Annotated in this window: 11 protein-coding genes; 4 read left to right on the forward strand and 7 right to left on the reverse strand. The window is 63.8% G+C overall.

The features are described 5' to 3' along the window. The first annotated feature begins 40 nt into the window (after window positions 1-40). The 4 genes from ABZ195_RS24375 to ripB all read left to right on the forward strand — a co-directional run bounded on the left by ABZ195_RS24375 (window position 41) and on the right by ripB (window position 5,163). On the forward strand, window positions 41-2,389 hold the full coding sequence (locus tag ABZ195_RS24375) for a heavy metal translocating P-type ATPase (protein WP_355222306.1): 2,349 nt from the start codon (window positions 41-43) through the stop codon (window positions 2,387-2,389). Between the two features lie 21 nt (window positions 2,390-2,410). Beyond that, window positions 2,411-3,154 (forward strand): helix-turn-helix transcriptional regulator, encoded by a 744-nt coding sequence (locus tag ABZ195_RS24380; RefSeq protein WP_355222308.1) that lies wholly within the window; start codon window positions 2,411-2,413, stop codon window positions 3,152-3,154. Between the two features lie 47 nt (window positions 3,155-3,201). Further along, window positions 3,202-4,125 (forward strand): sterol desaturase family protein, encoded by a 924-nt coding sequence (locus ABZ195_RS24385; RefSeq protein WP_355222310.1) that lies wholly within the window; start codon window positions 3,202-3,204, stop codon window positions 4,123-4,125. 375 nt (window positions 4,126-4,500) lie between these two features. Further along, a complete protein-coding gene (ripB, locus tag ABZ195_RS24390) occupies window positions 4,501-5,163 on the forward strand; it encodes an NlpC/P60 family peptidoglycan endopeptidase RipB (protein ID WP_355222348.1) in 663 nt (220 codons plus the stop codon). A gap of 55 nt (window positions 5,164-5,218) precedes the next feature. On the opposite strand, the gene ABZ195_RS24395 is transcribed toward ripB, so the two are convergent. The 7 genes from ABZ195_RS24395 to ABZ195_RS24425 all read right to left on the reverse strand — a co-directional run bounded on the left by ABZ195_RS24395 (window position 5,219) and on the right by ABZ195_RS24425 (window position 12,515). Next, window positions 5,219-6,058 carry a hypothetical protein gene (locus ABZ195_RS24395; RefSeq protein ID WP_355222312.1) on the reverse strand — a complete coding sequence of 280 codons (840 nt, stop codon included), beginning with the start codon at window positions 6,056-6,058 and terminating at the stop codon, window positions 5,219-5,221. Beyond that, window positions 6,058-6,246, reverse strand: a complete 189-nt coding sequence (locus ABZ195_RS24400) for a hypothetical protein (RefSeq protein ID WP_355222314.1) — start codon at window positions 6,244-6,246, stop codon at window positions 6,058-6,060. Before ABZ195_RS24400 ends, ABZ195_RS24395 begins: the two co-directional genes overlap by 1 nt. An 11-nt stretch (window positions 6,247-6,257) precedes the next feature. Beyond that, window positions 6,258-6,803, reverse strand: coding sequence for a hypothetical protein (locus ABZ195_RS24405; protein ID WP_355222316.1), 546 nt, complete (start codon window positions 6,801-6,803; stop codon window positions 6,258-6,260). Between the two features lie 207 nt (window positions 6,804-7,010). Then, the gene (locus ABZ195_RS24410) at window positions 7,011-7,529 is read right to left on the reverse strand and encodes a hypothetical protein (protein WP_355222317.1); all 519 of its coding nucleotides are present in this window, start codon (window positions 7,527-7,529) and stop codon (window positions 7,011-7,013) included. After that, window positions 7,526-9,808, reverse strand: a complete 2,283-nt coding sequence (locus ABZ195_RS24415; RefSeq protein WP_355222319.1) for a hypothetical protein — start codon at window positions 9,806-9,808, stop codon at window positions 7,526-7,528. The genes ABZ195_RS24410 and ABZ195_RS24415 overlap by 4 nt, the downstream gene beginning before the upstream one ends. Continuing rightward, window positions 9,805-11,496: a hypothetical protein gene (locus ABZ195_RS24420; RefSeq protein WP_355222321.1), complete on the reverse strand. Its 1,692-nt coding sequence runs from the start codon at window positions 11,494-11,496 to the stop codon at window positions 9,805-9,807. The genes ABZ195_RS24415 and ABZ195_RS24420 overlap by 4 nt, the downstream gene beginning before the upstream one ends. After that, a complete protein-coding gene (locus ABZ195_RS24425) occupies window positions 11,493-12,515 on the reverse strand; it encodes a hypothetical protein (protein WP_355222323.1) in 1,023 nt (340 codons plus the stop codon). The genes ABZ195_RS24420 and ABZ195_RS24425 overlap by 4 nt, the downstream gene beginning before the upstream one ends. Window positions 12,516-12,794 lie beyond the last annotated feature (279 nt).

Here is a 12,794-nt window from a genome sequence, read left to right on the forward strand (position 1 = left end):
CAGTCATCCCAAGCACGTTCCCACCATTAAGGAACACGAGATGAGCACCACCGATCACGTTGCAGGCCTGGCGCATCCGCGCAGTATCGAGCTGTCGATCGGAGGAATGACCTGCGCGTCGTGCGCGGCCCGGATCGAGAAGAAACTCAACAAACTCGACGGTGTCAGCGCCACCGTGAACTACGCCACCGAAAAGGCCAAGATCAGCTACCCGGACTCCGTGGAGCCCGCCGATCTGATCGCCACCGTCGCGGCCACCGGTTACACGGCAACCGCACCCACCACGACATCCCCCGAACCCAACGCCGACGCCGACGCCGACGAGACACCACCCGACGAGACCGCCGCGTTGCGAACCCGCCTGCTGATCTCGCTGGTGCTGACCGTTCCGGTCATCACGTTGTCGATGATCCCGATCCTGCAGTTCACCAACTGGCAGTGGCTCGCCCTGACGCTCGCCTCACCCGTCGTGGTGTGGGGCGCGTTGCCGTTTCACCGCGCCGCCTGGGCCAACGCGCGCCACGGCGCTGCCACCATGGACACCCTCATATCCCTGGGCGTCGGCGCCGCCTACCTGTGGTCACTGTGGGCGCTGTTCTTCGGACACGCCGGCATGCCCGGCATGCGCATGTCATTCAGCCTGCTGCCCGACGCGACGTCGGGTGCCGAACACATCTACCTCGAAGTCGCCGCCGCCGTCACCGTCTTCATCCTGGCCGGCCGCTACTTCGAAGCACGCGCCAAGTCCCGGTCCGGCGCCGCCCTGAAGGCTCTGCTCGACATGGGCGCCAAGGACGTCGCCGTGATGCGCGGCGGCACCGAAACCCGCATCCCCACAGCACAACTCGCGGTCGGTGACACGTTCATCGTCCGACCCGGCGAGAAGATCGCCACCGACGGGGTCATCACCGAGGGCGCCTCAGCGGTCGACGCCTCCATGCTCACCGGCGAGCCGGTGCCCGTCGAAGTCCGCCCCGGCGACCCCGTCACCGGAGCCACCGTCAACGCCGGCGGTCGCATCGTCGTGAAGGCCACCCGCATCGGGGCCGACACCCAACTCGCCCAAATGGCGCGCCTCGTCGAGGACGCCCAGAACGGGAAGGCCTCCGTCCAACGCCTCGCCGACCGGGTCTCGGCCATCTTCGTCCCCATCGTCATGACCCTGTCCGTGCTGACGCTGGCCGCGTGGCTGGCCACGGGCCACCCAGCCACCGCAGCATTCACCGCCGCCGTCGCGGTCCTGATCATCGCCTGCCCCTGCGCCCTGGGCTTGGCGACACCGACCGCCCTGCTCGTCGGCACCGGCCGCGGCGCCCAACTCGGCATCCTCATCAAGGGACCCCAAGTCCTGGAGTCCACCCGCCGCGTCGACACCGTCGTGCTCGACAAGACCGGCACCGTCACCACCGGCCGGATGAGCCTGATCGGCGTGCACCCTGCCGACGGAGAAACCGTCGCCCAGGCCCTCACGCTGGCCGGAGCGGTCGAAGACGCCTCCCAGCACCCCATCGGCGACGCCATCGCCGCCGCCGCACCCACCGACGGGGCGCCGCTGCCCCCCGTCGAGAGCTTCGCCACCCACGACGGCCACGGAGTCAGCGGTGTCGTCGACGGGCACGCCGTGCTCGTCGGGCGGCGCAGCTGGCTCACCGACGACTGGTCGCTCACCACCCCCACAGTCCTGCTCGACGCCGCCGAGGAAGCCGAGGAACGTGGCCACACCCCGGTGTGGGTAGCCTGGGACGGAGCGATGCGCGCGGTGATCGTCGTCGCGGACACCGTCAAGGACACCTCCGCCGACGCGATCGGTCAGCTCCGCCAGCTCGGATTGCGCCCCTTCCTGCTGACCGGTGACAACCGGCGCGCCGCCCACGCCGTTGCAGCCCAGGTCGGCATCGACGCGTCCGACGTCATCGCCGAAGTCCTGCCAGCCGACAAGGTGAACGTCGTCAAGGACCTGCAGGCCCGGGGACACATCGTGGCGATGGTCGGCGACGGCGTCAACGACGCGGCCGCACTCGTTCAGGCCGATCTGGGTCTGGCGATGGGCACCGGCACCGACGTCGCCATCGAGGCGTCGGACCTGACGTTGGTGCGCGGCGATCTACGCTCAGCCGCCGACGCCATCCGCTTGTCCCGAGCCACGTTGAAGACCATCAAGGGCAACCTGTTCTGGGCGTTCGCCTACAACGTCGCCGCCATCCCGCTCGCGGCGCTGGGACTGCTCAACCCACTGATCGCCGGCGCAGCCATGGCGTTCAGCTCGGTATTCGTCGTCAGCAACAGCCTGCGACTGCGCCGCTTCGCCACCACCGCGAACAACCAGACACCGGCACCCGCCACGGGCACCACGCCCACGCGTACACCTGCCGCGACCACCACCCGGTAGGTGCTCGCCGTTGACGCTTTCATGACCGAGCAGCCCTGGCAGGGATCGGCGCTCCTGCGTCCCGGCGTGCTGGCGTTCACCGGAACCATCGGCGTCACCGACCCCCACGCCCATCACGCCGTCCAGATCATGACCGCACCCACGGCGATGACCATCGTGGACGGCACCGGCGCCCACCACCGCGGCACCAAGGTCATCGTGCCCGCCGACGCAACGCACCGGATCGACACCGGTGCGGCACGGGGCGCCCTGGTGTTCCTGGATCCCGAGTCCACCGCCGGCCGCGCAGCCCACCACCGCAGCATCCACCACGGATGGACCAGCGGGCCCGTCCTCAGCCACACCCGTGAGCGCACTCTGGGCGCCGTCGTGACCGACCTGATCAGCCAACTGACACCCGTTCCCGCCGGGCCGGTCCCACAACGACACCCCGCCGTCCTCGCCACGCTGGACCTGTTGGCGAATCCCACCGGCCCGAGCGCGGTGCGGGGAACCGAGGTGGCCGCTCAGGTCGGCATCTCGGCCAGCCGGTTGACGCACCTGTTCACCGAACAGGTCGGAATCCCGTTGCGCCGCTACGTGTTGTGGCGGCGATTGCACATCGCGATCACCCGGGTCCAGGCCGGCGACGATCTGACCGACGCCGCTCACGCCGCTGGCTTCGCCGACAGCGCCCATCTCAGTCGAACGTGTCGCGACACCTTCGGATTACCGCCCTCACTGCTGAGCAGGCACATACGTTGGGACATCGACACCAGGGTCTAGCCGAAACGTTCAAGCCCGAACACCCCAGTGGCAGCGACCATCTAAAGATGCACCACCTCACCGGCACCATGCGCGCGATCACCCGCTACGGCTACGCCCCGTTCATGCTGCTCGGCATCAACGGAGCCGCCATCGCCCTCACCGTCGCCGACTCGCCCAAGTTCTGTCTCCTAGCCGTTCTGGCCGTTGCCATCGCGACGTCATTCCTAGCCGAAAGGGTCATCCCGTACGACCGCGACTGGAACCACGACCACGCCGACAGTGCCCGCGACCGCATCCACGCCGCAGTCAACGAGGCACTCATCCTGACCAGCGTCACCGCCATCCCGCTGCTGGCCGGTATCATTCCGGCCCCCGAGATCTGGCCCAGCAGTTGGCCATTCATAGCTCAGGTACTAACCGCCATCCTCGTCGCCGACCTCGGCATCACCCTGGTCCACCGGGCCAGCCACCACGTCGGGATGCTGTGGCGCTTGCACGCCGTGCACCACAGCCTCACCCGCTTGTACGGCCTCAACGGCCTCATGAAGCACCCACTGCACCAGACCGTCGAGATGACCGCGGGAGTGGCCCCGCTGATCCTGATTGGGCTGCCCGTCGACGTCGCATCGGTGCTCGCCCTCGCCGTCGCCATCCAGCTGCTCCTGCAGCACTCCAACGCCGACTACCGCATCGGCCCCGCCAAGCACTTGCTCGCACTCAACGAAGGCCACCGCTTCCACCACCTCAAATGGGCCGGCGTCGGCGACGTCAACTTCGGACTATTCACCCTGATCTGGGACCACCTGATGCACACCCATTCCTACGACCCCACCCGCCGCTTCGACTCCACCCAACTCGGCATCGCCGTCAAACCCGACTACCCCTCCGGCTACCTGCAGCAGATGACGTACCCGTTCACCACCGCCGGCGGCTGCACATTCACATCGGAAAGCCCGACCTCCATTCCAGCTGTCATCACGACTCGATGAAGTGGGCTCTGAGAGACGAAATACCCGACGGTGAGTAGCGGCCCGACGGACCCAACGCGCAGCCCAACGCCGCACATCGACACGCGCCCAACGAATTACATGGATGTTGTTCTGTTACTGGTGTTAACAGAGAGGCTGATGTGATGTACGTTCCATGATATCCGCCTCTGCTACGTACTGAGATGGGCCGTAGAACAGCAACCCGGCGCACGAGTCGGCGGCGCCCATGTCCCCGGGGGCATGGCCACCTGCGAAGGAGAACTGAACTCGATGCCATCCGAGTCTCGGACCAACAATCGCGGTCGACGTTTCGGCGCGTCGCCAAAGGCGGACAGCGCTATCCGCCGTCGCTCTGGCTTGACGCGTCTTCTCCTCATCGGATGCGCCGTGTCGGCGATCGTGCTCGCCTCGCCCGCTCACGCCGAACCGGTCAGCCCATGGGATCCGTTGCTGCCAAGCGTCCTCAGCGCGGGGGCCCCGGGTGACCCGTTAGCGATAGCCAACGCCTCCCTGCAAGCCAGCGCCAACGCGGCGAAAACCACGATGGACATGGGCCGCAAGTTCCTGAGCAGCCTGGGGCTGACCAGCCCGGCGAGCGATCCGGGTTCCAGTCTGAGCGGCAACCGGGTCTACGGCGCACAAGCCATCGAATACGTGATTCGCCGCGCCGGATCCCAGCGCGGTGTTCCCTATTCATGGGGCGGGGGCAGCCTCAACGGGCCGAGCCGCGGAATCGACTCCGGCGCAGGAACTGTCGGATTCGACTGCTCGGGCCTAACCCGTTACGCCTTCGCCGGCGTCGGTATTCTGCTTCCCCGCTACTCCGGCGCTCAATACGACGCCGGCCGCAAGGTCCCTCCGTCGCAAGCCAAACGCGGCGACCTCTTGTTCTGGGGTCCCTCCGGAGGCCAACACGAAGCCCTCTACCTGGGTGGCGGCCAGATGCTCGAAGCGCAACAAACCGGGGTACCCGTGAAGGTCTCGCCCGTGCGCACCGGCGGGATGACCCCCTACGTCACCCGCATCATCGAGAGCTAGCATCCGGCGATGATGCAGACCTCGTCGCCAGACCGCTTCGGTGTACCTCCGTAGTTCAGGTGCTGCTGGTGGTGTCGTGCGCGTGCGCGGACAGTACGTGCCCAACGGCCTCGACAACGTCGGGCCCGATTTCGTTCAACGCATCACCGACGACCAACCAGTTCTCCGTAGCGTCGAGGTCGACGTACCGGAAAACCTGCTCGAATGCGAACACCGGCATGAGCGTGATCGTCGTAGTGCCCGGATTCTCCGGCCTGGAGAATTCCACCCGGGCCAGCACCGATCCCTTCGCGACGACTCCCTCGTTGACCGAGGAGACCACACCACCGGGCGGCTCGGGATCGACGCTGACACCGCCCATGTCGACCTGGCTGTTTGCCACGATGTTGAGCAGCTGGTGCTTGTCGGTGTTGGACAGGAATTGCAGGATGTGCAGCGGATGCAGCTTCCCGGTGCCGGCGGCATTGAACGGTTGATTGCTTCTGATCACCTCGAAAACCGTTGGCCCGTACCAATCTCGGCGCTTCTTCGCCCACGTGGTGTAGCTATTCTCCGTCGAGCGCAGCGGGAACGCCACCTCGGTCGGTCTCTCCTGTTGGATGTGTTGCGGTGTGATCGCCCACACGGCGTGGTCAAGAGCGGCTCGCAGGTTGTGCACGAAGTCCCCCATGAGCAGCGCCGACTCGGTGTAATCGAGATCCGACTCCAGCGCCCACTCCGCCCACGTCGTTCGCGAGGCGTGATCGGTGCGATTGTCCCGCCTGCTGTACTGCCGCTCGACCGCCTGTTGCTCGGCGAGCACGTCGCGTAGCCGGTCTCGAATCGCGAACCCATGCGTGAGCTTGTGAAATGCCGACGACCCGACCAGCCCCGGGTCCCATGTGCCGTCCGCCATCAGATCCCGCCACTGTCGGCGTCGCGGGCATCGGCCAACTCCGCCGCAACCTGCTCGACGACGCCGACGATGCCCTGCATTGCCTCGGCGGAGGTGGGCGCCAGCCAGGACAGCGAGGGGAACTCAGCGACGACCCCGACGAATTCGTTGTCCTCGGTCGACCATTCAACCCGGTAGGTGTAATCCATGCTTAAGTCCTTTAAGAAAGTCGGTGATTGAGTTCCGCCGAGCGCTCGGCAACCGTCCTGGCGATCTCGGTGACCCGCTTGCGCCGCAGATGTTCCCGGATGGTGGTGGCGATGAACTGCGCGCGCTCCCACGGGTTGGTGCCGTAGCCCTCGGCCGCGATCGTGCCGGTGGCGATGACGTCGCCCTCGATGATCTGGTGCTGCCGGTAGCGGGTGGCGCCGTCGTCGTGGGTGCCGTCCACGACCCGCATGAACTGTCCGCCCGGGTGCAGGTCGATCTCGATGTCCCACTCGGTGTCGCGCTCACGGAAGTAGAAGCTGTGCCCGTCGACATCGCCCTTCCACTGCTCGGGTGCGTAGCCGCCGTGGTCGTGGATCACGACGCCGGGCTGGTCGGCCAGCCACGCCTGCAGGTCGGCCTCGTCGGCCTCCTGGGCAGCCTGGAGCCGCCGTCCCTCGGGGGTCTGCCAGAACTCGTTCATGTCGTCGAGAAACTCCCGGAATGTGGCTTCTGAACGCCATTGGCCGGGGCGGGGTGCATCCGCTTCGTCGGGCATCGGCGGTCACCTCTCCGGGTCGAGCCGGGCGCGGGCATCTTTGATCAGCAGCAGTGTGTTGGCTCGGACTCGAAGTGGCCGTAGAACGCGGGATCGATTTTGAAGCAGCTTGCCATCGCGTCCGGTGTGATCAACACCGATTTTCCGTCTCGCTCACCGTGCTCTCCCGGTGGTCTGACCTCAACGGAAGCCGGACGGGCCGCATCGTCAGGGCGAGCTCGGCTCACTCATCAAGCGCAAGCCAGCACCCTTCTTGGTCATTCGATCGAGCTTGCCCTGAAGCCTGGCCCGGTCGCGAATGCTGACTTGAAGTTGTTCGGCCAGAGCCTGGACGACGGCTTCAAGATCCCTTCGCTTGTCCCGTGCATCCTTGTATTTGCGCTCAGCATCAAGGACGCGTTCATGCATCGCGTGGAGCTTTTTGTTCCACTCATATTCCTGCGGGGTGACGACCTCGTCCTGCTTGGCGACGGCTCTGTCCATCCAGTCGGCGAGATCGCTGAGCGCGCCACGCACAAGCCGGGTGCGCCCGACTCCCGACTCGTTGGCCAGTGCCACGACACTTCGCTTGCCCTGGTTGACCGGCTTGGGCGCTGGTTCACCGGCGAGCAAACTGCGCATCGCGACGAGGACGGCCTTCCGCGTAGGGTTGCGTTCCGCATTGATTTCTTCATTGGTCGGAGGCCAATCACGTTGCGCCACGGGCGTCTCAGTGCTGGATGTCATGCTGGATCGCCCTTTTCAGGAGTATTCGTTGCACCCGACGGCCCCAAGATCTGAGGCCTGCTCTTTTCTGAAGCGCGCGCCGCTTTGGCTTCCTCCGCAGACATGATCGTCAGCAACGGCAAGGCTGTGGTCTCATGTTCGGCGATGTGCTCTTCGAGATGCCGGATCCGGTTGCCAATACGCGCAGCCAAGATCGGGTTCACGTCGTGCAACCGATCTCGGAGTTGGGCAGCCTCTTTCTTGTCTTGCGCAACCGTGGTGTCGGTGTAAACCCTGCTGCCGCAATAGGTCTTGCAGTCATTCCGGTTGGGCTCACCGTCGTTGTCTCGCGAGCACGCCATCGTTTCGGGCTTCATCGGGTCGGCAAGGCAGAGACACGCGTGGCCGGGGTTGTCCCTTACGGCCATATCCGGGTCACTACGCAGTCGGCGCTCTTCCTTCTTCGACAGGTCTGCATAGGTACCGGGAAACTGGTTTACGGCGAACCTGTTCAGAGCGTTTCCCAGTCGTTTGGCCGCGGGGCCGGATACCCTCATCCCGGTCTTGGCGGCATTCGCGTGATCTTGCAGCGTGTCGTACAGCGCGTGCGTTCGTTCTTTGTCCATGGTCGCGGCGATGCCGGAAGTCATCGTGGAGCCGTACCCGTCAGTGGTGGTCGATCTCATGTGACCAAATTGGACACCAGCGGCTGCAAGTCCTTGAGGTTGGTTCACGATGTGCCAGGCGACACTTCGACGGAAACGGTCGAGTGTCACATTCCCTGCTGGGTCCTTTGCTATGCGATGGGCCTCCGACAGCCCGAGCGTTTCCACCAAATCGTTGGCGAATGCGACGAATTCGGCAATCCATCGAACCATTTCCTGAGCCGCTAGTTCGGGCGGCTTCAGGTCACCGTGGCCCGCATCCCCCATTCGATCTTCGGGTCGACGAATGTCGGGATAGTCGATCAGGCTATCGGAACTAGTGGCTTCGGCGAGGCGTTCAAGCGCCATGATGGCGTCAGCGCCCGGCTTTATCGTTGCCCACACCCAAGGCTTGCCTTCGCGGTGTTGCTGGTCATTGTCGTCACGGACGCCCTTGGAAATGAGGCCGTCAATTCTATAAGAGTGGGCGCCGTCCGGACGTGGAACGATTCGCAAAGCGCCGCGCCGTAGCTTTCTGCATTCCTGGCCACGCATTCCCGTGCACGTGCAGATTAGTATCGTTGCGGCCGCTTGGAGCACGCGCGTTAGCTTGCCCTGCCGCAAGTCCCTGAAGTCGATCAACGGGAGCCAAGGGCGGCCCTCTATGGTGCAAGTGATCGGTACCGGAATCGGCTGTGGTACTTCGGGGGCGGCCATCGTGTACAAACCACCGCGAAGTAGGCGCCAACGGCGAAAGTCCTTAGGGTGAATGCCTCCTCCGTCGAGCGCGACGAGGTACTGCGCGGCTACGCGCCCGCGCTCCCCTTGGGGCAGCACCCCTCCGCGAGAAGCCACCAACCGGTCGACCGCATCGAGTCCTTCATGCGAACACTCCTGCGGCAGAGGGCGACTCAAAGTTGAGTTAAGCCACTCCACGGCGGCGATGATGTCAGGCGCGCATTGGATGATTTGTTGAGACCACCAAAGCAGCGGGGCGAAAGTATCCGGGTGAATAATTTCTTTTCTGTTCTCAGCGCCTCGCACGCGACTGCCCGCTTCAACGCTCCTTCCAAACCACGTCGGTTCGACCATGTGATCAGCTTCTGGCAGATAAAAAGCTAGGTGTGCAATCGCGGCTATGGGCCGTAAGTAATTGTCCGTTACCCCCTCGCTGCATCGGGATTCGTCGGCGCGAAGCGCCGTCACGTACATATCGAGGAGGTCGCTATCGACTTCGCAGAGTTCGGTGATGTCATGCTGACCGAGAAAGTGAGCGAATCGGCGAAGGGCTCCAAAGCGGGCTCTGACCGTCGCCGCCGCTGCCCACGTCCTCGCGTTGCTTCCGGCGAGGTAGGAGTCCGGGGCCGGCCGATTGATCGACAACCAGATAATGCGCTTGATCGGTTTGATCAGTTGTGACGGGATCTGATAGCGCTGCTTTGCACGGCCAGGCATCCAGTGCAGGTTCTGCACGATCCCGCGCGACGTGTCCATCGGACGGAGTGACCAGATGTCGTCCCCGAACATGCTTACTGCAAGATCGAGGCGCCTCAGACTCAGCGGATGAACGATGGTAGGTCCGGATTCGACTGCCGCCCAGTCGACAGCGACAAGTTCGCCCAGATCATCAACCGCAACCTCATCGTTTTCGATCACGCGTACTTCCCGTTGAGGAGCAGATGGATTTCGGTTCGATCCTCGTCGGTAATTGCACGTTCGGCACTGAGGTACTCGTCGGCGGCGATGAGTGTGCGGTCATCGACGAGTGCGATTAAGCATCCGTAGGCCATGGCGCGGAAGTCGGTCCAGTCAGGCCCGTCGGTGGACGCGATGGACTCCAACTGGTGACGCAGCTCGATGAGCCGCGGAAGGTGGCGCGAAGTGGCGAAGGCATTCGTGCACTGCAGGCAAAGCAGGAAGTCGTCGCCGCAGGGCGCTCCGGTTAGGGGATGGTGCTCCCAATCGGTGCAGCCTCCGATTGGCGTATCGGTGTCTGCAGTTGTCGTAGCGCGTTCAAACCGCATTTTGAGATGGGTCTCGGCGTTTTCGATCACCGACCACAGCCCCGTTTCGACCGCCTCGGTCATGAGGCGTTCCCGCTCGTCGTCCGACGAACCCATGTAGATAGTCGACCACGTTGCACGCGAATGCCCTTGCGGCGAGCGGTCGATGAGTATCCGAACGGTTTTGCGCAGACGATTGAACGAGATTGGGACGTCATGGTCTGGCCACCAGCTGAGCCGCCGCTTTCGGCTGACGTCGCCGGGGGACAAGCCGACGGTCGGAGCCGAACGCCCCTTCACCGACCAGTAGACGATAAGGCGGTCGGCTCCGGGAAGGTCGTTGGTCGCCAAGTAGTCGCGACCTGGTTGTGTCATCTCAATGATCTTTGCCATTGCGCGGCGCGCCTTCTTCGGTATCGCGTGAGCGTCGTAGAGGTGACTCTGTCGCCGACGCTTTTCATCTTCGACAGTCCAGATGTCCTCGCTGACACCGAGTCCAGGAGCGGCCGAGGGTACCTTTCGCTCGTTGATGGGTGCGAAGTTAGCCCCTTCGAGGCAGGCGATAAGCACAGCGATAGCGACGGCACCCTCGTAGCTCACGAACAGCATCGGTCGCGCTGTACCAACGCCGGAGGACGAGCGGCGGCGTGCGTTCGGGACACCGAGCAGGGTGCGAGTCGCGAGCGATTGCGGTGCACCGGTCGTGGCAACTTCATAAAGAGCGTCCGCTAAAGGCTTTTGATCCGTAGCGAGCTCGCTGCTTGCGCGCCGCCTGAGGATGACCAAGTTTGGGCGAATACGATCATATTCAGCGTTGACGGCGACCGTCGCTGCCTTGAGGATCGCGTCGTACACTTCCGTGGCGAAGGGTTGACACTCCTCGCTATCGTTCGGCGGCAGCCGCCGATTGAGATGCTTCGGCAAGTCTGGATGTAGACGGCCTGGGAAACGAAGAAGAACTTGCCTCGTCCGGCCCAATAGACCGCGCTGACTTCTATTCTTGGCTCCGCCGTCCGCCACGTACAGCACATAGCTGTTCCATCGATCCGGTGTCAACTGGCTCAGTTCGCGCACGTCGTGCTCACTGCACCAGTTCGCGAAAGACCTTAGGGTGTAGCAGTTCCCAGTTGCCGATCGCGCGGTCTTCCAACTTCCGCTCACTCCAGTGAGAGCTTCAATGGCATCGGCGAATTGCACCCTGAGCTGCACCTCGCACGGCCACATCCGAAGATCGATGACGGTAGGCGTATACGATCCGGGGAGAGAGACGACGACTACCTCGGGGTCCTCGCGACGAGTGACAATGCCGTCTTCTGAGGTGCGGCGCTGACCTGCAGTCATGCGCCATCCCCGGTCAGATCCCGAATCTCCGAAAGCTCCTGCGCCAATGACGACACCATATCGCTGATCGTGGTGTCGGCGTTCGAGGAACCAAACAACCGATCAAATCGAAGTCGCTGCACGCGAGGCAAATAGGTGTCCCGCGTCGTCTCAACGGACTTATGCCCTAACACGTCCTTAACCGTTCGGAATACCTCGTCGTACCTCGTACCGTCCCCGTATGCGACGTCCTCGTTCCAACCATGCATTGCATCAAGACGTTGGTGCAATCTGACCGTTAGCGCCAATGCGAAACTGAACCGAAGAGAATGAGGCGTCACGGTCAGTTCGTCAGTCGCCGCACCACCAGTCGATTCAACAGCTGCCCAAAGCCGGTCATTGGCCGCATCGAATACTCCGATCCATGATTCGTGGTGATACGGCGTCCCTCCTTCGTTAAGCCACAATGCCATTGGTTCCGGCCGCCCGTCACGCAGCCAGAACAGGCGCCGCCGTGTAGCTGGCTTCATCGTGTTCAGCGACAAAGTGACGCCGTCATCTTGAACGACCTCGAACGTGCCCTTTCGAGTGCGTCGGACCTCCGTTACCCAGATGATGTCGTCGATGGCGTCGTAGCGCCCTTCGCGGACCGCTCGGCGAACGGCCGCGGCCCGGCCGACTTTCACATAACTTCGCAGTGTCCGAGTCACGGTCGGAGCCGCGTACCACATCCGCGCCTTGCTGTATTTGGCGATTGCCGCAGGCAGCTTCGCCTCTATTGCGCCTTCGTTTGGCAGTTCAGCCAGCAAGAGCGAACCCGCTTCTTGCACGCGTAAGCCGGTTGAATACACAAAGTCGGTGAATGCAGTGTTGCGCAATGAATTACGGACACGACACGATTCGTCGTCACCAACCGCGCGCCACTGATTCGGCCCGACACGCTCGATCCCGCGGCCGCGTAGCCCGACGTCACGCCACAGCCGATACGTCCCCGGGACAATCCAGCGATCCCGTTCCTGGCGCACGAATACCTCGTTCACCCTCCCACCGGGCACCCTCATCGCACCCCGCCCACCGGGCACTGGATTCGACTCGATTGAGGGACCGTTCGGCCCGATAGGAATCTTGCGTCTCACCGCCCAGTCGTACAAGTCCCTAAGCGCAAAGACCGCCTTGTTCCATGTGGACCCCGCCACCGCGTCCGCGAACTGATGGTGATCGGTTGGGTCTGCTGCACCATTAGGTGACAGTTTCGGTCACGCGGCCTGACTGGCCGGTGTGGTCATGATTGCTTCGTATTCGATCGGGGTCAACCGGCC

This window comes from Mycobacterium sp. NPDC006124, assembly GCF_040614235.1.
GTDB lineage: Bacteria > Actinomycetota > Actinomycetes > Mycobacteriales > Mycobacteriaceae > Mycobacterium.